Below are 19,274 nucleotides of genomic sequence, written 5' to 3' on the forward strand. Positions count from 1 at the left end.
CGGAGTGTATCTATGGAATCTCCTCTTGAACGACGCCAGTTCGGCCGCCTGCATCTGCTTGCCTATGGCCGCGACAAGACCTGCACCGTGGAAATCGACGGAGCAAGCTTTGTCGCGGTCCTCATCGACATCAGCTCCGGTGGGGCGCGTCTGAAGCACGTGCCGCCCCCGGCGCTGCCCGCTTCAGCCAAGATCGTGACCTTCTCGGTGCAAAACCTGGATGACGGCGGCCTGCTGCAACAACTCGCCGCCGCGGTGCGCTGGCGCAACGGCCAGGAACTCGGCATCAAGTTCGACCAGAGCTTGGATGTCGGCATCCACACCCTGCAAAAGCTGGTTTGCTGAGTCCCTGATTTCTCCTGGCGGCTCCATGCGCGGATGTCTGTGCATATGACCGCTGTTATCGGTTTGCCTGATGCGGTATCGATACCCTATCGGATTGCTTGGCAAATGCGGCATATTTCAGTATGGACGCGCAAATCGTCCTCACTTTTATAATGCCCGCCGCTTGACTTTGGTCGAGTTGGCTATTAGGAATTATTCTCAGCACTGAGAGGTAGCCATGGAATCTGAAGAAAAAAAAGGTGTCCGTCTGTCGCGCCAGCGCGAGACCATCCTTGCGGAACTGTGCAAGGTGAAAACCCACCCCACCGCAGACGAGGTCTATGACATGGTGCGCAAGATCATGCCCAGAATCAGCCTGGGCACGGTGTACCGCAACCTGGATTTCTTGAGCAGCAGGGGAGTGGTGCTCCGCCTTGGCGGCGCCGGAACGCAGAAGCGTTTCGACGGCAACCCGGACCCGCATCCGCATCTGCGTTGTTCCGTGTGCGGCCGGGTGGACGACCTTGAGTATCCTCTGCACCTGCCGGAGCTCCCGGTGGAGCAGTCCATGGGCTACAGCAGCCTGCGGTGCGATGTGGAGTTCGTGGGGGTGTGCCCCATGTGCGCCGAGAATAAATGCAGCTAAGCACGCTTTAGCCGTCACATTTTTCTGGCGCTCTCCACTCGATATGGTATTGATGAATTGTGGCAAACAGCCAAGCCTGCGCTTGCGCCCAAGAAGGAGTTATCATCATGAGTCTTCGCGGAACCCGCACTGAAAAGAATATCCTCACCGCCTTTGCCGGAGAATCCCAGGCCCGCAACCGCTACACCTACTTTGCGGCCGCGGCCAAAAAAGAAGGCTTTGTCCAGATCTCGGCCGTTTTCGAGGAAACCGCCAACCAGGAAAAAGAGCACGCCAAGCGCCTGTTCAAGCTGCTTGAGGGCGGCGAGGTGGAGATCACCGCGGCGTTCCCGGCCGGCACCATCGGCACCACCGTGGAGAACCTGAAGGCCTCGGCCGGCGGCGAGCACCACGAGCAGGCGTCCATGTACCCCGAGTTCGCCAAGATCGCCCGCGAGGAAGGTCTTACCGAAATCGCCGTCATCTTTGAGGCCATCGCCGTGGCCGAACGCTTCCACGAGAAGCGCTTCCTGGCCCTTGCCGCCAACATCGAGAATTGCAAGGTCTTCAAGAAGGACAAGAAAGTCACCTGGCGCTGCCGCAACTGCGGGTACATCTACGAGGGCGAAGCCGCCCCCAACAAGTGCCCGGCTTGCGCGCATCCCCAGGCCCATTTCGAGCTGTCTGAAGAGAACTGGTAACCCTGAGCCAACGCAAAGAGCGAGGAGTAACTATGGGAATCGAATGCGGACAGGTCTACAAATGTGATACGTGCGGGAACATCGTGCTTGTCGTGCATCCCGGCGGCGGCGAACTGGTCTGCTGCGGCGCGCCCATGAAACTCATGGTCGAGAACACCGTCGATGCAGCCAAGGAAAAGCACGTCCCGGTCATCGAGAAGGTTCCCGGCGGCTACAAGGTCAAGGTCGGCGCCGTGCCCCACCCCATGGAGGAGAAGCACTGGATCGAGTGGATCGAGCTGATGGCCGACGGCATGGTCATGACCAAGCTGCTCAAGCCCGGCGACGCCCCCGAGGCCGTGTTCATCACCGACGCCAAAAGCGTCTCCGTGCGCGAGTACTGTAACCTGCACGGACTCTGGTCCGCCAAGTCCTAGCAGTCACGTTGAGCGAGGGAGGACGCCGAATGGCCGAACCGGAAGAGATGTACCAGTGTCAGAACACCAACTGCGGGTACATCTACAACCCAGACAAGGGCGACCGCAAAGGCAAGATTCCCGCGGGCACCAGCTTTGAGGACTTGCCGGATGACTGGAAGTGTCCTATCTGCGGCGGAGGCAAGAAGTGCTTCCGGCCCCTGGCCGGACCCGGCTCCACCCGCGAGGTGAGCTGCCCCACACCCACCCAAGGAGAACCCACGATGCAGAAGTACGTGTGCAATATCTGCGGCTATGTGTACGACCCCGAAGCCGGCGACCCGGACAACGACGTGAAGCCCGGCACCAAATGGGAAGCTGTGCCCGCCGCGTGGTCCTGCCCCATCTGCGGAGCCTCCAAAGAGAACTTCAGCCCTGAATAAGTATATTATGTCGGCAGAATAGCCGCATACTGCCAACTACGTACGGAGCGCCTTCTTGACAGGAGGGCGCTCCTCGTGTTTTGACAAAAACGCGTAAATGCACGGCTGCCCGCGCTTTTTTCGCGCCGGGCCTCACGCTTCCTTCCCCCAAATGGACCCCGAACGGAGACCAGCATGAAACCAGTTGAAATCAAGAAAGATATTTTTTGGGTTGGCGCAGTGGACTGGAACAGCCGCGACTTCCACGGTTATTCCCTTTCGCCGCGCGGCACCACCTACAACGCGTTTCTGGTGAAGGACGAAAAGATCACCCTGTTCGACACGGTGAAGGCCGACTTCACCAGCGAGCTCATGTGCTCCATAGCCCAGGCCTGCGGCGGCACGCCCCGCATCGACTACATGGTGGTGAACCACCTGGAGCCGGACCACGCGGGCTGCCTGGATACCATCGTGGAGCGCTACCACCCGGAAAAGATCTTCTGCTCGCCCATGGGTGAGAAAGCCCTGCGCTCCTACTACCACAACTCGCAGGACTGGCCCGTCGAGGTCGTGCCCACGGGCGCGTCCATCAAAATCGGCAAGCGCACCGTGCAGTTCATCGAAACGCGCATGCTGCACTGGCCCGACAACATGATCTCCTACATCCCCGAGGACAAGATCGCCTTCTCGTCCGACGCCTTCGGCCAGAACTGGGCCAGCACCGAGCGCTTCGCCGACGAGGTGGACCGCCATGCCCTGAACGCCGCCCTGGCCGACTACTACGCCAACATCGTGCTGCCGTACTCGCCCGTGGTGCTGAAGACCCTGGACCAGCTCGCCGGCATGAACCTCGACATCGACATGCTCTGCCCGGACCATGGCCTCATTTGGCGCGGCAAGGACGAAGTGGCCCACGCCCTGAACAGCTACCGCGAGTATGCCCTGCAGAAGCCCACCAAGAAGGCCGTCATCGTGTACGACACCATGTGGCACAGCACGGAGAAGATGGCCCGCGCCATTTGCGACGGCCTGGCCGACGAGGGCATCAGCGTGCGCATCATGAGCGTGAAGCACAACCACCACAGCGCCGTCATGCGCGAGGTGTTCGACGCCGCGGCCGTGCTCGTGGGCTCGCCCACGCACAACAACGGCATTCTGCCCCTGGTGGCCGATGTGCTGACCTACATGAAGGGCCTGCGCCCGCAGAACAAGCTTGCCGCGGCCTTCGGCTCCTTCGGCTGGAGCGGCGAGTGCGTCAAGATCATCACCGAGCATTTGACCGGCATGGGCATGGAGCTCATCGAGCCCGCCGTGAAGGTCAAGAACCTGCCCAGCCACGAGACCTACCAGGCCTGCTTTGAGCTGGGCAAAAAGGTCGGCCAGGCCATCAACGCCAAGCTGTCCGCCTAGGCGCACACAGTCGACACGGGGAGGGCCGCGCGCCCTCCCTTTTTTTTCCGCAACGCCAAGGGGGCATGGTGGCCGATAGCGCAGCAGGAATGGTCTGGTTCATCGGGGCGGGGCCGGGCGACCCGGAGCTCATCACCGTCAAGGGCCAGCGGCTCATCGCCAGCGCCGACCTCATCGTCTACGCCGGGTCGCTCGTCCCGCGCGAGGTGCTTGCCGGCGTGCGCCCCGGCGTGCGCGTCATCGATTCCGCGCCGCTCTCCCTGCCGGAGACCCACGCCCTGCTGCGCGACTGCGCCCTTTCGGGCGGCATGGCCGCGCGCGTGCACACGGGCGAGCCCTCCATCTACGGCGCCGTGCAGGAGCAGGCCGCGTTGCTCGATGCCGACGGCATCGCCTGGGACGTGGTGCCCGGGGTTTCCAGCGCCTTTGCCGCCGCTGCCGCTGCCAAGGTCTCCTTCACCGCGCCCGGCGGGCCGCAAACCTTCATTTTAACGCGCATGAGCGGCCGCACTCCCGTGCCCGCCCCGGAGTCCCTGCCGCTTTTGGCCGCCCACGGCGCGGCCATGGCCGTGCTGCTCAGCGCGGGCGATCCGGAGCGGCTCCAGGCCGAGCTGCTCGCTGGCGGCTACGCGCCCGAGACGACCGTGGTGCTGGGGCACAAGGTGGGCTGGCCCGGCGGCGAGGTGCGGCGCGCGAAGCTGGGCGACCTTGCGCGCACGGCCCGCGAGGCGGGCTTCACCCGGCAGACCGTGTTTCTCGTTTTGCCGGGCGAGGATCTCGACCCCGCCGCGGCGCGCTCCAAGCTTTACGATCCGTCCTTTACGCACGGCTGGCGCGAGGGCGCAAACCCCGAGGGGGACTCCTGATGCGGCAATTCGGCGTGGCCACAACCCGGCGCGAGGAGTTCGTGGACATCACCCGGCAAGTGGCGCAGGCCTTGGCCGAAAGCGGCCTTGCGGAAGGCGCGGTGCTGGTCTACTCGCCGCACACCACCGCAGGCGTCACCATCAACGAGGGCGCGGACCCGGACGTGAAGCGCGACATGCTGGCACATCTTGCCGCCATGGTGCCTCTCGACGGCGGCGCCTCGCGCTTCCGCCACGCCGAGGGCAACAGCGACGCGCACATCAAGACGAGCCTCATGGGCCCGTCGCAGCTTGTGCCCGTCAGCGGCGGCAGCCTGCAGCTCGGCACCTGGCAGAAGATCTACCTCTGCGAATTCGACGGCCCAAGGCGGCGCATGGTGCTGGTGCAGACGCTTGCATCGGGGGAGGGCGCATGAGCGAGCACTTCAAGCATTTTCAGAACGCCGCGTGCGAGTATTTTCCCTGCCACAAGGGCGTGGATACGGCCGCGTTCAACTGCCTGTTCTGCTACTGCCCGCTGTTCTTCCTCAAGGACTGCGGCGGCAACCCGGCCTGGCGCGGGCTGGTGAAGGACTGCACCGGCTGCTCCCTGCCGCACGCTCCCGGCGGCTGGGCGGCCATTCAGACGCGCCTGGGCCAGGCCTATGCGGAGCTGCGCGCGGGCGCGGCGCCACGCACGCTTGGGCCGGAGCCCGAGGGAGAGAACAAGGACTAGCCTCTCGATCCGCATCCCCCGCGGACACAGGCTGCGCCGCTGCCAAGTGCTCTTCCTGCTCCGTTCCAGGGCCCCAGCGCACAGCGTCAGGGCTTCTCTAAAATTGGACCAGCCAGCCTCTCAACCCCTCGCCGCCCGCTTTTCCGCAAGCAAAAGGGCTGGGACGCTTTGCGTTCCAGCCCTTTTGCTTGCCCTGAGGGGGCCCGGGGGGAATCATTCCCCCCGGAAACAATTCTTCTCTCCGCCTAGGCCTCGCCGCTTTTGCGCACGGGGTAGGGCGTGGTGCTGGCCTTGACGGCCTTGCCCAGCCAGTCCACGGCCTTGCCCAGGTGGTTCATGTTCCGCAGGGCCTCGTCGTCCTCGGCAACCTTGCCCGGCTCCAGGCCGTAGCCCATGTTCCAGTAAGTGGAGCCCGGCATGATCATCTGCGAGATGGAGAACAGGTGGTTCATGGTGTCGAACACATGGGTGGCCCCGCCGCGCCGCACGGCGACAACCGCCGCGCCGATCTTGCCGGCCAGCAGGCAGCCGTTGGCCATGGCCACCATGCCCGCACGGTCGATGAAGGCCTTCATCTCGGCCGTGACATCCGCGAAATACGTGGGCGAGCCCAGGATGATGGCGTCGGCGTCGATGACCTTGGCATAGACTTCGTTGAAGGCGTCCTTGCCGAAGACACAACGCTTGTCCTGCGTTTCCCAGCACTTGAAGCAGGCGCGGCAGCCGTGGATGTTCTTGCCGCCGATCTGGATGATTTCGGTTTCCCACCCGGCCTTGGCCAGGGGTTCCAGAACCTTTTCCAGCAGCAGGCGGGTGTTGCCTTCTTTCCGGGGACTTCCGTTGATGGCGATGACTTTCATGGGACCTCCGTTTTGGTGTGCTTGACTCCCGAACCCGACACGCCTACTTCATACGAACTACATGCACATATGACAAGTACTGAATATTTTGTCAGGTACTAACACTGTGTATAGTGCATAAGCATCACCAGGAGGAACGCATGTCCGAATCCTGCGCCATGAAGGAGCTTGGGGGCAAGACATACCGCTGCTTTTTCGAGCTTGCGCTCTCGGTCATGGGTGGCAAGTGGAAGCCCATCATCCTGTATCATCTGGGTCAAAAGGGCGTGCAGCGCTTCAGCGAACTGCGCCGCAGCATGCCCGACGTGACCGACCGCATGCTGACGCGGCAGCTGCGCGAGCTGGAGACCGACGGGCTCATCCGGCGCGAGGTGTACCGCCAGGTGCCGCCGCGCGTGGAGTACTCCCTCACCGAACCGGGGCTGGGGCTGTTTCCCATTCTGGTCTCCATGCGCGACTGGGGCGCGGGCTACGAAAAGGCCATGGGCGCCGCGCCCACGCCCGCAAGCGAGGCCTACGACGCCGACCGCGCGCCCCGGCTGCATCCGCGCTATAGCGCAAGCGCGCCTCGGCACGATTCTTCCCTGTCGGACTGAAGCTCCTTTGACGCGCCGGCGCTTTCGTCCGTCCCGCCCTTGCTCAACCTTCAGGCGGAGGGGGCTGCCAGACGTGCTCGGTTCGCGGCGCTGACGGCAACGTCGCATCCTTTGCGGCCTGCGGCGAAATGTTGCGGCTTGCCCGGCCTGAGGCGCCTTTGCGCCTGCCAAGGGACCACAGCTGGAGCATGGCGCAGGGCGTCTCCCGCCAACAGCCCATGCTTTTCCGGCGGCATGAGCGACAGTCGCACACTCTGAATCCATTGCCCATTTGACGTTTTGTCGTCATTACAGCTCGTTGCGGATGGCCAGCCCATGCGTTCCGCATGTGGCGGGCCTTGGTGTTTGGCCTGTGCGCGTCCGCTCCAACAAGGACTGATGCTGAGGCTTGACAGCGTTCAGTCAACGCATTAATCAGCGATTCAAGCGTTGGTTGAATCGCTGACTGAATTGGTGCCGGATCGTCTTGCACAAGGAGCTGACATGGATACGAAGCAGCGCATATTGCAGGTTGCGCGCGAGGCATTTGCCGAGAACGGAGTCAAGGACGCCACGGTGCGCGACATCTGCGCCAAGGCCGGAGCCAACATGGCGGCCATCCACTATCACTTCGGCAGCAAGGAAAAACTGTTCATGGCCGTGCTGACGGAGCTCATGCTGTCGAGCGAGAAGCGCTACCCCTCCGACATGGGCCTGCCGCCAAACTCCCCGGCGCAGGACCGTCTCAAGGCGTACATCACCTCCCTGCTCTACAAGATCGCGGGCAGCGGCGACGCCCAGGAAGAGAAGCTCAACAAATTGTTCACGCAGGAATTCTGCGACCCGTCCGAGAATTTCGGCGTGCTGATGGAGCGCTTCATCAAGCCCCAGCACGCGCAGCTGCTCGGCATCGTGCGCGAGCTTCTGCCTCCGGGAACGGAGGAGCGCACCGTGCAGCTCTGCACGGCGGGAATCCTCGGCCACTGCCTGCTGTTCGACAACTTGCGCCAGATGATCCTCCGCATCTGCCCGCAAATCTCCCTCGATGCCTTGGGTGTTGAGTTCGTGGCGAAATTCGTGTTTGAGTTTTCATTGGCGGGCATCGCGCAGGCCAAGGGGTTCAAGGGGGAATAGCATGCAGTTTTCGTTGCGCATGAGCGGCAAGCGGCTGGGCGTTGCCGGGGCGGTTCTTGTGGTGATCTTCGCCCTGTCCGCGCATGTCCTTTTCAAGGGCAAGCAGGCCGCGCCCGCCCCCATCCCTGTGCGCGTGGTGGCGGCGGAGGGCGCGGTGAGCGCCGCCGGGCTGCGCTATTCCGCCAGCATCAAGCCCCATGAGCAGGTGGAGCTGGCCTTCAAGGTGGACGGCTACGTGCGCGAGATCGTTTCCGTAAAGGGGCCGGACGGCAGCGTGCGCGAACTGCGCGCGGGCGACCACGTGAGCCGCGGCATGGTGCTGGCCCGCCTGGACGACAAGGACCACGCCGCCTACGCCCGGCAGGCCCGCGCCGCCCTGGCCGAGTCCCAGGCCGCGCTGGTCCAGGCCCAGAAGGACCATGAGCGCGCTCACTCCCTTGTGGCAGGCGGCTATCTGGCGCGCAGCGAATACGACCAGGCCCTGGCGAAGTTCAATGCGGCCCGCGCCAAGCACGACGGCGCGCGCGCCCAGTTGGAGCAGGCCGACAACCAGCTGGCGGATTCGCAGCTGCGCTCGCCCATGGACGGCGTGGTGGCCAGCCGCTCGGTGGAGCGGGGCACGCTTGTCGCCAGCGGCACCAAGGCCTTTGTGCTGGTGGATCTGTCCTCGGTGAAGGCCGTGTTCGGCGTGGCCGATGCGCAGCTCGCGTCCATAAAGCCGGGCGGCCCGCTTTCGGTTTACGTGGACGCCCTGGGGCGCGGCTTCACGGGCAACGTCACGTCCGTCTCGCCCTCGGCCGATGCCGCCAACCGCGTCTTTGACGTGGAGGTGACCATTCCCAACGCCGACGGCGCGCTGAAGGACGGCATGATCGCCGCCGTGCAGATGGACGGCGCGGCCGCGCAGGGGGGCGCCGGGTCGTCCGGGCCGACTGGAGGCGCGGGGCAGGGCGGCGGCGCAAGCGTGCCCTTGCAGGCCGTGGTGCGCCAAACCGGCAATGCCCAAGGCTACATGGTGTTCGTGGTGACGGAGAAGGACGGCCGCGCCGTGGCCCAGGCCCGGCCGGTGAAGCTCGGCGATGTGAGCGGCCGCAGCGTGTCCGTGCTGGAAGGGCTGCGGCCCGGCGAGCAGGTGGCCACGGCCGGCGCCGCGCAGCTTTACGACGGCGCGGTCGTCGCCGTCATACCTTAAAGCGTCGCCCTAGCGCGTCGCCCTCGCGCGCCGCTCTCTCTCGCCGCGCCCAGGATCAACGACCCTTTTCCCGCTCCCCCGAGGTGACGCCCATGCACAGCCACGATGATTCCAAGCTTTTGGAAAAGCACAACACCGCCCGATTCTTCGTCGAAAACAGGCAGATAGCCCTGGTGCTGCTCCTCGCCGTCTTTGTCTGGGGCGTGGTGAGCTATTTCCGCATGCCCCAGCGCAAGGACCCGGACATCCCGATCCGCGTCGCCGCCGTCACCTGCACGTGGCCCGGCGTGGCCGCCGAGAAGGTCGAGGATCTCGTCACCCGGCGGCTGGAGGAAAAGATCGCGGAGAACGACAAGGTCGACCGCATCGACTCCACCACGCGCACGGGCCTGGCCGTGGTGACCATCAAGCTGCGCGACAACGTGAAGAGCCCGTCGGATGTCTTCGACGACCTGAACCTCAAGCTCAATTCCGTGCTCACCCTGCCCGACGGGGCCGGGCCCGTGAATTTCATCAAGGACTTCGGCGATACCGCCACCCTGATGCTGACCGTGGCCTCCCCGCCCGAGGGCGAGGTGGAGCTGGGCCTGCGCGCGGCGCAGATCGCCAAGACCCTTGCGCAGTTGCGCGGCGACGCGACCGGGCAGCGGGCCGCCCTGGTCCAGGTGCTGCCGCCGGGCACGCCGGAGCAGGGCGTGCGCCGCGTGGTGGAGCGCTTCGCCCGGGCCGCCGTGGAAAAGGGCCTGGGCACGGACGCCCGCACCAGCTTTGTTCCCGGCTTGGCGCTTCTTGATCTGCGCACGGACAAGACGGACGCGCAGCTGCAGGCCGCCGTGGATGACTTCAAGGCCGAGCGCCTGCGCGAAAGCGAGCTGAGCCCGGACGCCTGGCCCGTGGCCATCGTGCGCGACGCGTCCGACACCGCCGGCATCACCGGCGCCCTGGCCGCGGTTGCGGGCAGCCGCTACTCGTACCGCGACCTGGAGAGCAGCACCGAAACGATCATGCGCACCATGCAGGCCCTGCCGGAGGTGGCCAAGGTGACGCGCTGGGGCGTGCGCGAGGAGGCCATCTACCTGGACTACTCCCAGGAACGGCTGGCTGCATACGGCTTCGGGCCCTGGCGCATCAAGGAGGCGCTGAGCGCCCGCAACGTGCGCCAAAGCGGCGGCGTGGTGGAGAGCGGCGGCAAGTCCATGCTGGTGGACCCCTCCGGCGAGCTGAGCGGCGAGGCCGACCTCGGCGGCGTGGCCGTGGGCCGCGTCAAGAACGGCGCCCTGACCTACATGCGCGACATAGCGGACATCGAGCGCTCTTACGTGAGCCCCGCGCCGAAGCGCCATTACTTTCTTGAGCGCGACGCCAAGGGCAACTGGACGCGCATGCCGGGCATAACCCTGGCCATAACCATGCGCAGTGGCGCGCAGATAGGCCAGTTCTCCAAGGCCGTGGACGCGGCCCTGGACGGCCTCAAGAAGCGCCTGCCCGGCGACCTCGTCTATTCCCGCACCTCGGACCAGCCCAAGCAGGTGGACGACAAGGTCGGCCTGTTCATGACCAGTCTCTGGGAGGCCATCATCCTGGTGGTGGCCGTGGCCTACATCGGCTTCCGCGAGTGGCGCTCGGCCCTGCTCATGGCCCTGGCCATCCCCATCACCCTGGCCATGACCGCGGGCATGATGCATCTGCTCGGCATCGACATCCAGCAGATCTCCATCGCGGCCATGATTCTGGCCCTGGGCCTGCTGGTGGACGATCCCGTGGTGGCCAACGACGCCATCAAGGCCGAGCTGCGCGGAGGCAAAAGCTTTGACGTGGCCGCCTGGCTCGGCCCCACAAGGCTGGCCAAGGCCATCCTCTACGCCACCATCACCAACATCGTGGCCTACCTGCCGTATCTGCTGCTCAGCGGCGACACGGGCCTGTTCCTCTATTCCATGCCCATCGTCATCGCCTGCTCGCTGGTGTCCTCGCGCATCGTCTCCATGACCTTCATCCCCTTCCTGGCGCAGTACCTGCTGCGGCCGGGGCGCAACGCGGGCAAGAGCATTGCGGATCTGCGCACCCAGGGCCTCACCGGACGCTATTACCGCTTCGCGGGCGGGCTCATCGAGCACCGCTGGAAGGTGCTGGGGATCTCGCTGGTGATTGTGGCCGCCGCCTTTGCCATGAAGTCGCAGCTCAAGAACCAGTTTTTCCCGTACGACCTCTCGCACCTGGCCTACGTGGACATCTGGCTGCCCGAGGACGCCAGCGTGCAGGCCACGGACAAGGCCTCCCGCCAGGTGGACGAGGTCATCCGCCGGGTGGCGCGCGAGTATGCCCATGAGCACCCGCGCGGCGGCAAGGACCGGCCCGTGGTGCGCACCCAGACGACCTTCGTGGGCGCGGGCGGCCCGCGCTTCTGGTTCTCGGTGGAGCCGGAGCTGGACCAGCCCAACTACGCCCAGGTGCTCCTCGACATCGCCGACGAGCACGACACCACGCCCTTCATGGAATATTTGCAGCCCCGGCTGACCCAGGCCATGCCGGGCGTGCGCGTCAGCGCCCGCAGACTGGAGAGCGGTCCGCCCGTGGGCATTCCCGTGCAGTTGCGCATCTCCGGCGACGACATGGCCACCCTGCGCGACCAGGCCGAACGTCTGAAGACCATGCTGCGCCGCCGCACGGACACCGACCGCGTGCAGGACAACTGGGGCGCGGAGATCTTCCGCGCGCGCCTGTCCATCGACCCGGACAAGGCCGCCCTGGCCGGGGTGACGAACCTTGATGTGGCCAAGTCCTCCGCCGCGGCCATGAACGGCTTCCAGGTGGCGAGCATACGCGAGGGCCGGCTCGACGTGCCGGTCATCGCCCGCCTGCGCATGGAGGAGCGCGCCGGGCTGGAGGACATCAAGAACCTCTATGTCATCTCCTCCGACGGCGCGACCAAAGTGCCCCTGGGGCAAATATCCAGCGTCAACTGGGGGCTTGATACGGAAAAGATCGTGCGGCGCAATCACTTCCGCACCGTCACCGTGTCCTGCTTCACCGCGCCGGGCGTGCTCTCCAGCGAGGTCATCGAGGCCATACAGCCCGATCTCGCAACCTTCCGGGCGCAGCTGCCGCCGGGCTACCGGCTGGAGATAGGCGGCGAGTACGAGGAGCAGGTCAAGGGCTTCGGCGAAATGGCCATGGTCATGGGCGTGTCCATTCTGGCCATCTACACGGCCCTGCTGTTCCAGTTCCGCAACGCGGTCAAGCCGCTCATCGTCTTTGCGGCCGTTCCGTACGGCATGGCCGGAGCCTTCGGGTCGCTGTACCTCATGGGCGCGCCCTTCGGCTTCATGGCCTATCTGGGCATCGTGAGCCTCATGGGCGTCATCATCAGCCACATCATCGTGCTCTTCGACTTCATCGAGGAACGCCGGGCCGAGGGCGAGGACCTGCGCACGGCCATCCTCGACGCGGGCATCATGCGCCTGCGGCCGGTAATGATCACCGTGGGCGCGACCGTGCTGGCCCTGGTGCCCCTGGCCCTGCACGGCGGTCCGCTCTGGGAGCCGCTTTGCTACGCGCAGATCGGCGGGCTCATCGTGGCCACCTTCGTCACGCTGGTCATGGTGCCGGTGCTGTACACCATCGCGGCCGAGGATTTGAAGATCGTGAGCTAGTCGGAGCTAGTCGGAGCGGGGCGGCGCGCTTGTCGCCGGACGCCTGGACAGGCCAGTCCCGCCGGTCGGCAGGCCGAAGCGGCTGGACCGGTGGATGCGGGCCGGGCCCGTGGAGAGGATGCCGGAGGGCAGCGCCGGACGTTTCGCCACGTGCGCCCGCTTCAAGGACGGCGATGCGGCGGCAGCCCGCCGTCAGAACACGCGCAACCATCGCGGAAAGAACGTCCTCGCGGTGGAACATTGCACGCGCGCACGCCATAGGCATCGCCTGCGGTCAGGAGACATTTGCTACGAATCGAGGTCTGGCGGCATTTCGCCGGGGGCTGCCCTGTGGGCGAATGAGAACGGGGGACGCCGCATATGCAACGTCCCCCGTTTTTGTGGGTCTTTTGACTGGCCGCGGCGTGCCCGCCTTGGCCTCTAGGCTTTTTGCCCTATTTGCTGAGGGCCAGGATGGGCGCGACGATCTTGGCCAGGGCCTGGCCCGTGGGGGTGTCGCCCTGCACCTTCATGAAGGGGTAGCCCTCGTCGCCGCTGCGCACCACTTCCGGGTCCATGGGGATGCGGCCCAGGAAGGGCACGTTCATCTCTTTGGCCAGGGCCTCGCCGCCGCCGGAGTTGAAGATGTCGTGGGTGGTCTTGCAGTTGGGGCACACAAAGCCGCTCATGTTCTCCACAATGCCGAGAACGGGGTTGCCCAGCTGGTTGCAGAAGGTGACGCTGCGGCGCACGTCGTCGATGGCCACGCCCTGCGGGGTGGTGACGATGACGGCCTGGGCCTCGGGGCCGAAGGTCTGCAGCACGGCCAGGGGTTCGTCGCCGGTGCCCGGGGGGCAGTCGGTGACGAGATAGTCGAGGTCGCCCCAGTCCACATCGCGCACGAACTGCTTGATGAGGCCGAGCTTCATGGGGCCGCGCCAAATGACGGCGGTCTCCTTGTCCGGGATCAAAAAGCCCAGGGACATGACGCCGAGGTTGCTGTTGTAGGGCACGGGCTCCATGTGGTCGGGCTCGATGTGCGGCTTGGCGTCCTGCAGGGAAAGCAGGCGCGGGATGCTGGGGCCGTGGATGTCCACGTCGAGCAGGCCGACCTTCTTGCCCGCCTGGGCCAGGGCCATGGCGATGTTGGACGAAACCGTGCTTTTGCCCACGCCGCCCTTGCCGGAAAGCACCACGATCTTGTGCTTGATGCGCGCCAGGGTCTGAACGATCTTTTCGTCCTCTGGCTTGGTGCCGCAGCTTTTGGGGTCGTGCCCGGAAGAGCAGCCCCCGGAAGCGCTGGCCGAGGGACAGCTTTTACATGCCTTGCTCATGGTCGTCTCCTTGAACCCGGGCGTGCCCGGTGGTGGTATTTCAGCTTGATTGGGGGAAATTAGGTCCGGGCGGGGCGCTTGTCAAATGGTCTTATGCCCAAAACGGTTTGTTGTTCTTCGCCATGTAGGCGTCCAGGTCGTCGATGGGGTCGTTGCGCCAGGGGCAGTGGCCGTTGACGAAATTGACCACCAGCGCGCCCTGGTCGATGTTCTCGTTCTCGGTGTTGGCGAGGTTGACGGCGAGCTCCGCCATGGGGTCGAAGCCCTGGGCCTTGAGCCAGGCGCGTGCGGCCTCGAAGCCCGATGCCGGGCTGGTTGCGGACAGGGCGGCCAGCACCAGCGCGCCGCTTCGGGCATGGGGCCCGTAGAGGTCCGCCGGATTTTCGCCCGCGCGCAACGGGCGCGAAAGCACCGTGAGCGCGTAATGCTCGCGGTAGCACATGCGCCACTGGTTCTTGCAAAGGCCGAAGGCGGGCTTGACGTAGTGCGCCAGAAAACGGCGCACGCCGGCCTCGGTTGGGGCCGTGACAAGCACGCAGACCTTGGGGGACGTCATTGGCGCGGCGGGCATGGTGCGCTTCCTAGCGCTTGGCCGCGCGGGCCTTGCGCAGCCAGTCGTACCAGGCGTCCAGGCCGTCGCCCTTGCGGGCGGCCACGGGGAAAATCTCGATGTCCTTGTTGAGCTTCCTGGCGTGGGCGCTGGCGCTCTCCAGGCTGAAGTCCACGTAAGGCAGCAGGTCGGTCTTGTTCAGCAGCATCACGCTGGAGAGGTGGAACATCAGCGGGTACTTCTCCGGCTTGTCGTCGCCCTCGGTGACGGAGAGGATGCTGACCTTGTGGTCCTCGCCCAGGTTGAACTCCGCCGGGCAAACCAGGTTGCCAACGTTTTCGATGAACAGGATGTCCAGGCCCTGCATGTCCAGCTCGGCCACGGCGTCCTCGATCATGGAGCCGTCGAGGTGGCAGCCGCCCTCGGTGTTCACCTGCACGGCCTGCGCGCCGGTGGCGGCCACGCGCCGGGCGTCGTTGTCGGTCTGCAGGTCGCCCTCAATGACGGCCATCTTGAACTCGCCCTTGAGGTCGGCCAGGGTGCGCTCCAGCAGGCTGGTCTTGCCCGCGCCCGGGCTGCTCATGAGGTTCAGGCAGAGGATCTTCTCTTTGTCGAAATACTCTTTGAGCTTAACGGCGCGGCGCTCGTTGGCTTCCATGACGTTGCGCACGATGGTGACGGTCTTGCCCATGTCAGTCTCCCGTGTGTGGCGCGGCATCGCTTTGCGCGGCGCTTTCCGCGTCGTCGATGTCGGCCTCGATTTCGTCGATGTAGAGTTCCCTGCCGCTTTCTATCTCGTGCCCCAGAATTTCCCCGCAGTCGGGGCAGGGCATGTAGTGCGCGTCCTCCGGCGTGAAGGGCTTGCCGCAGGAGCCGCAGCGCACCTTGAGCGGCGCGTCCTCGATGTCCAGCGCCACGCCTTGCAGGTCGCCCTCCTGGGTCAGGCACTCCCAGCCGAAGCTGAGCGCGTCGGACACGGCGCCGGAAAGCCGGCCGTTGACCACCTTGACCCGCAGGATGCGCTTCATGTTGTGCTTCTCCCGTTCCTCGCGGACGATGGAGAGCATGCTTTCGATAAGGGATAGTTCGTGCATGGGTTCCCGGCATAGCGCAAAAGCCTGGGCGCGGCAAGGGCGCGCGGCGCAAGCGTTCAAACCCGCGCGGGACGTTTGGGCGGTCTTGCGCCGCTGCCGCTGCCTGCCCCTTGGGCCGCGTGCCGATAACGATTCGGGCTATGCCGCCGCAATCTTCCGGGAATTGTCATGGACGGCTGGCAGGAGCGAGGCCTTGCCATTGGCGGCGGAAAGCATCTGCGCCCGGCCGTGCCCGAGATCTTTCGACTTGCGGGAAAAGTATTGTGAGAAAAATCACAAACGACGCTCTCGACACGTTGACTATCAAAAACGTGAGGGATATTTATTCAGCCAATGCAAACCTGTACCAGAGGAGGAAATGAACTATGCGTAAGCTTCAGTCCATTCTCGTGGCCACAGTGTGCTTGTTGTTCCTTATGGCCAGCACCGCCCTTGCGGAAGAACCGAAAAAAACCCTGGCCGGAGACATCACCCTGGCCCAGGCCCAGGTGATTCTGAAGGCCGCCCTGGTCAAGGCCGAGGCCATCAAAGTTCCCATGAACATCGCCATCGTGGACGCCGGGGGCAACCTCAAGGCCTTCTACCGCATGGAGGACGCCTTTATCGGCAGCATCGACATCTCCAAGAAGAAGGCCGTCACCGCGCGGTACTTCAACATGACCACGCGCGCCCTGGGCGCGGCCTCGCAGCCCGGCAAGCCGCTCTACGGCATCGAGGTGACCAACAACGGCCTGGCCATCTTCGCGGGCGGCGTGCCCCTGGTGGACAAGAAGAACGTCATCATCGGCGCCATCGGCGTCAGCGGCGGCAGCGTGGACGAGGACGAGAGCGTGGCCATGGCCGGCGCCGCGGCCCTGAAGTAGCAGGAACGTGAAGGGGCCTCTCCCCGCCAACGCCGTTTGAGCGCCCGTCCAGCGACCTGAGCAGGCCAGTGCCTGAGAGGCCATTGGGCCTGGGCTGGCCAGTTGGTCCCGGGCCCGCCAAAGGGCCTGAGCCCCGCTGAACATGTGGCAGAAGCAAAGCCCCTTTCCGGCGTCATGCGCGGAAGGGGGCTTTTTCTTTTGGCGACCCGCCTGCGCACAGGACGGGCATGCCAGCGCCGCAATCCACGCACGCGCAGGCCAAAGCGCTCTGACTGAGAAGTTCTTGTCGACGCGCCGGATGAAAGGGTCTGCGCCGGATGAAAGGGTCTGGGCCGGATGAAATAGTTGGGGCGGGGTCGTTGCGGCGCGGCTTTGGCCGGGCGCTCGTTCTTGGCGTCTGGCGCGGGCGGCTCCGCAAGGATGGGCGCTGGACAGGGGGCAGGGCGAGATCTTGGCCTGTGTCGTTAGGCTCTTGCGCTCGCCGCTAGACCAGCTCCCACACGTCGCGCAGGGCCAGGGTCACGGCGCGTATGGCCGGGTCGGCCACGCGGTCCGAACGGGTGAGGAAGCAGATGCCGATGGGCAGCTGGTCGTTGGGCCACACGCACACCTCGCCGGTCCTCTCCCAGCCCTCGGCCTCGTCGCGGTGCATGAGCCCAAGGCCCGCGCCGCTGGCCACAAGGGCCTTGAGGGTGCCTTCGTAATCGGTGACGGCGACCTTCTTTATCTCGCCGGTGTAGGGCGAGAGCTGGTGCTCCAAGAGCGAGCGGCAGGGGCAGGCGTCGGTGAACCAGACCCACGACTCCTGCGCCAGCTCGGCCCAGGTGCAGGTGTTCAGGCGGTCGCGCCAGGCGGGCGGGGCCACCACATGCATGCTGGTGTCGGCCAGGTGCAGGCAGGAGAGCTCCGCCGGAAGGTCGCGCACGGCCGGGCCGGAGACAAAGGCGAAACCTCCGTCCACGCGGCCTTGGCGCACTTCCTCGATGATGAGGTTGGACGAGCTTTGGGGCAGGTGCACCTGCAGTTTGGGGTGCGCGGCGCGCAGGCTGTCCATGAGGCGGCGCACGCGCAGCAGTTCGGGATCGGTGTTGAGGGCCAGGTGCAGTTCGCCGGTCAGGTTCTCGCGCAGGCTGCGCGCCTGGGAGAGAAAATCGCCCACGCTTTGCAGCGCCGCTTCGGCCTGGGCCTTGAGGGCCTGACCCTCGCGCGTGAGCTGCATGCCGCGCGAACTGCGCGTGAACAGCACGACGCCCAGCTCTTCCTCAAGGGATTTGATGTGCGCCGAGACGGCGGGCTGGCTGATGAACAGCCGCTCTGCCGCGCGGGTCAGGTGCCCTTCTTCGGCCACGGTCACAAAGGTGCGCAACTGGTAAAGTTCCATGCCTCTCCTCTGGCCAAGCATATACGGGAAAAAGAACCGCCGCGGGCATCACGATTCCTGAAGCACTGGTTCAGGCATTGCGATTGGACCCGGACCCGCGCGCGCTGCTAGACAGGACGCGTGGACGGCGTTGGCGCGGATGATGCCACGCCGCGCCGCAACCGTCCAGCCTGCAAACACCCGAAAAGGAGGCCGCCATGATCCCGCTACTGACCGAATTGATGCGGTTTTTACGTTACCTGTTCACGCCGGAGAGCCCGGTGGCCGCCGTGCGGTATGACGGCGTGGCCGCGGGTGCGCTCAAGGCCGGGTTGTGGACGGCCATGGCCGTTGCGGCCGGGATCGGCCTGGCAAGTCTGCTGGGCGGGGCCGTCTAGGCCGCGAGGGGCTTGTTGCGGCTGGCGGCGCGCGGCTGGCTGATTTATGAATCCGCCGGTCGAATCCGCCAAGTGAATCCGCTGGTCGAATCCGTCGGGGGGCCTGCCGGGACAGCTCAGGCCGTTCGAGAGGGGAGTGTTGCCTGTGCGCGTGTGCCGGGCTGGCTGTTGGAGTCCACCGGACTGGGCCGAAGGCCCAAAGCTGATGCCCCACGCGCGGTCAGAGCGAAGTTGAAGAGCCGGAGGCCTACGCTGCGCCGCTGGCGCGGAATTGAAAAGCCGAAGGCCCCGAGCTGATGCGCGCCGCGCGGCCGGAAAGATCGGAAAGAGTTGAAGAGCCGGAGGCCTACGCTGCGCCAAGCCGTGCCGCAGCCCGCCGGAACGGAAGGCTAGGCGTCCTCTTTCGACCTGATGAAGCGTATGATTTTGGCGTCTTCCAAGGCGATGTGCTGCCGCAGCCAAAGCACCAGAAATTTCGAAAGCTCCTCCATCTCCATCTCGCCTTCCAGGCAGGCGTCGGTCAGGGCGTGGGTCTTGTCCACAAAGGCCCTGTGCTGGGCCTTGTGCCGCTGGATGTCCGGATAGCCCAGCCGCTCCATCAGCGCTTCCTCGTCGAAGAAGTGTTCCTTGGCGTAGAGGTACATGGCCGTCAGGCTTTGCATGGCCTCCACGTCCCTGTCCGCGGCTTGGCTGACCTCGTGCACCTTGTTGATGAGCTCCACCAGGGTCTTGTGCTGGCGGTCGATCATTTCCTCGCCCAGGTTCAGGCTGTCGTCCCAGATGAACTGCGGCATTCTTCCTCCACTGGCCGCACCAGACCGGCC

General features: G+C 65.2%; 23 protein-coding genes and 1 pseudogene. 16 read left to right on the plus strand and 8 right to left on the minus strand.

Annotation, left to right across the window (positions count from 1 at the left end; genetic code table 11):
- The first annotated feature begins 12 nt into the window (after positions 1-12).
- The 10 genes and pseudogenes from ACYQ4W_RS02350 to ACYQ4W_RS02395 all read left to right on the plus strand — a co-directional run bounded on the left by ACYQ4W_RS02350 (position 13) and on the right by ACYQ4W_RS02395 (position 5,458).
- Entirely contained in the window at positions 13-345 is a 333-nt protein-coding gene (locus ACYQ4W_RS02350) for a PilZ domain-containing protein (RefSeq protein ID WP_459852350.1), read from the plus strand.
- A gap of 217 nt (positions 346-562) precedes the next feature.
- Positions 563-970 (plus strand): Fur family transcriptional regulator, encoded by a 408-nt coding sequence (locus tag ACYQ4W_RS02355; RefSeq protein ID WP_459852352.1) that lies wholly within the window; start codon positions 563-565, stop codon positions 968-970.
- Between the two features lie 107 nt (positions 971-1,077).
- Entirely contained in the window at positions 1,078-1,650 is a 573-nt protein-coding gene (gene rbr / locus ACYQ4W_RS02360) for a rubrerythrin (protein WP_459852354.1), read from the plus strand.
- Between the two features lie 32 nt (positions 1,651-1,682).
- Positions 1,683-2,066, plus strand: a complete 384-nt coding sequence (locus ACYQ4W_RS02365; RefSeq protein ID WP_459852356.1) for a desulfoferrodoxin — start codon at positions 1,683-1,685, stop codon at positions 2,064-2,066.
- A 29-nt stretch (positions 2,067-2,095) separates the two neighbouring features.
- Positions 2,096-2,308, plus strand: a pseudogene (locus tag ACYQ4W_RS02370) (rubredoxin); the annotation flags it as partial.
- 21 nt (positions 2,309-2,329) lie between these two features.
- Positions 2,330-2,488 (plus strand): rubredoxin, encoded by a 159-nt coding sequence (gene rd, locus ACYQ4W_RS02375; RefSeq protein ID WP_459854430.1) that lies wholly within the window; start codon positions 2,330-2,332, stop codon positions 2,486-2,488.
- Positions 2,489-2,662: 174 nt separating this feature from the next.
- Positions 2,663-3,877 (plus strand): FprA family A-type flavoprotein, encoded by a 1,215-nt coding sequence (locus tag ACYQ4W_RS02380; RefSeq protein ID WP_459852358.1) that lies wholly within the window; start codon positions 2,663-2,665, stop codon positions 3,875-3,877.
- Between the two features lie 89 nt (positions 3,878-3,966).
- Positions 3,967-4,743, plus strand: a complete 777-nt coding sequence (gene cobM, locus ACYQ4W_RS02385; RefSeq protein WP_459852360.1) for a precorrin-4 C(11)-methyltransferase — start codon at positions 3,967-3,969, stop codon at positions 4,741-4,743.
- The gene (locus ACYQ4W_RS02390) at positions 4,743-5,159 is read left to right on the plus strand and encodes a secondary thiamine-phosphate synthase enzyme YjbQ (protein WP_459852362.1); all 417 of its coding nucleotides are present in this window, start codon (positions 4,743-4,745) and stop codon (positions 5,157-5,159) included. Before cobM ends, ACYQ4W_RS02390 begins: the two co-directional genes overlap by 1 nt.
- Positions 5,156-5,458: a cysteine-rich small domain-containing protein gene (locus ACYQ4W_RS02395; RefSeq protein ID WP_459852364.1), complete on the plus strand. Its 303-nt coding sequence runs from the start codon at positions 5,156-5,158 to the stop codon at positions 5,456-5,458. Before ACYQ4W_RS02390 ends, ACYQ4W_RS02395 begins: the two co-directional genes overlap by 4 nt.
- 245 nt (positions 5,459-5,703) lie before the next feature.
- Here the strand turns inward: ACYQ4W_RS02395 and ACYQ4W_RS02400 are convergent, their stop codons facing one another.
- Positions 5,704-6,318, minus strand: a complete 615-nt coding sequence (locus ACYQ4W_RS02400; RefSeq protein WP_459852366.1) for a flavodoxin family protein — start codon at positions 6,316-6,318, stop codon at positions 5,704-5,706.
- 140 nt (positions 6,319-6,458) lie between these two features.
- On the opposite strand from ACYQ4W_RS02400, the gene ACYQ4W_RS02405 reads away from it, so the two are divergent.
- From ACYQ4W_RS02405 to ACYQ4W_RS02420, 4 genes are all read left to right on the plus strand, one after another.
- Positions 6,459-6,914 carry a winged helix-turn-helix transcriptional regulator gene (locus tag ACYQ4W_RS02405; protein WP_459852368.1) on the plus strand — a complete coding sequence of 152 codons (456 nt, stop codon included), beginning with the start codon at positions 6,459-6,461 and terminating at the stop codon, positions 6,912-6,914.
- A 483-nt stretch (positions 6,915-7,397) separates the two neighbouring features.
- Entirely contained in the window at positions 7,398-8,027 is a 630-nt protein-coding gene (locus ACYQ4W_RS02410) for a TetR/AcrR family transcriptional regulator (protein WP_459852370.1), read from the plus strand.
- A 1-nt stretch (position 8,028) separates the two neighbouring features.
- Positions 8,029-9,219: an efflux RND transporter periplasmic adaptor subunit gene (locus ACYQ4W_RS02415; RefSeq protein ID WP_459852373.1), complete on the plus strand. Its 1,191-nt coding sequence runs from the start codon at positions 8,029-8,031 to the stop codon at positions 9,217-9,219.
- 92 nt (positions 9,220-9,311) lie between these two features.
- Positions 9,312-12,872, plus strand: a complete 3,561-nt coding sequence (locus ACYQ4W_RS02420; RefSeq protein WP_459852375.1) for an efflux RND transporter permease subunit — start codon at positions 9,312-9,314, stop codon at positions 12,870-12,872.
- A 6-nt stretch (positions 12,873-12,878) separates the two neighbouring features.
- Here ACYQ4W_RS02420 and ACYQ4W_RS02425 read toward each other — a convergent pair whose 3' ends face one another.
- The 5 genes from ACYQ4W_RS02425 to ACYQ4W_RS02445 form a co-directional block, all read right to left on the minus strand.
- Positions 12,879-13,022, minus strand: a complete 144-nt coding sequence (locus ACYQ4W_RS02425) for a hypothetical protein (RefSeq protein WP_459852377.1) — start codon at positions 13,020-13,022, stop codon at positions 12,879-12,881.
- 284 nt (positions 13,023-13,306) lie between these two features.
- Positions 13,307-14,185, minus strand: coding sequence for a P-loop NTPase (locus tag ACYQ4W_RS02430; RefSeq protein WP_459852379.1), 879 nt, complete (start codon positions 14,183-14,185; stop codon positions 13,307-13,309).
- 91 nt (positions 14,186-14,276) lie between these two features.
- Entirely contained in the window at positions 14,277-14,756 is a 480-nt protein-coding gene (locus tag ACYQ4W_RS02435; protein WP_459852381.1) for a hypothetical protein, read from the minus strand.
- A gap of 10 nt (positions 14,757-14,766) precedes the next feature.
- Positions 14,767-15,426, minus strand: coding sequence for a hydrogenase nickel incorporation protein HypB (gene hypB / locus ACYQ4W_RS02440; RefSeq protein WP_459852383.1), 660 nt, complete (start codon positions 15,424-15,426; stop codon positions 14,767-14,769).
- Position 15,427: 1 nt separating this feature from the next.
- Entirely contained in the window at positions 15,428-15,829 is a 402-nt protein-coding gene (locus tag ACYQ4W_RS02445; protein WP_459852385.1) for a hydrogenase maturation nickel metallochaperone HypA/HybF, read from the minus strand.
- A 365-nt stretch (positions 15,830-16,194) separates the two neighbouring features.
- Here ACYQ4W_RS02445 and ACYQ4W_RS02450 point away from each other — a divergent pair, with 365 nt between their 5' ends.
- Positions 16,195-16,692 carry a GlcG/HbpS family heme-binding protein gene (locus tag ACYQ4W_RS02450; RefSeq protein ID WP_459852387.1) on the plus strand — a complete coding sequence of 166 codons (498 nt, stop codon included), beginning with the start codon at positions 16,195-16,197 and terminating at the stop codon, positions 16,690-16,692.
- Between the two features lie 484 nt (positions 16,693-17,176).
- On the opposite strand, the gene ACYQ4W_RS02455 is transcribed toward ACYQ4W_RS02450, so the two are convergent.
- Entirely contained in the window at positions 17,177-18,073 is an 897-nt protein-coding gene (locus ACYQ4W_RS02455; protein ID WP_459852390.1) for a LysR family transcriptional regulator, read from the minus strand.
- Between the two features lie 197 nt (positions 18,074-18,270).
- On the opposite strand from ACYQ4W_RS02455, the gene ACYQ4W_RS02460 reads away from it, so the two are divergent.
- Positions 18,271-18,450 (plus strand): hypothetical protein, encoded by a 180-nt coding sequence (locus ACYQ4W_RS02460; RefSeq protein ID WP_459852392.1) that lies wholly within the window; start codon positions 18,271-18,273, stop codon positions 18,448-18,450.
- Positions 18,451-18,839: 389 nt separating this feature from the next.
- On the opposite strand, the gene ACYQ4W_RS02465 is transcribed toward ACYQ4W_RS02460, so the two are convergent.
- Positions 18,840-19,244: a bacteriohemerythrin gene (locus ACYQ4W_RS02465; RefSeq protein ID WP_459852395.1), complete on the minus strand. Its 405-nt coding sequence runs from the start codon at positions 19,242-19,244 to the stop codon at positions 18,840-18,842.
- Between the last annotated feature and the right edge of the window lie 30 nt (positions 19,245-19,274).

This window comes from Humidesulfovibrio idahonensis, assembly GCF_054657715.1.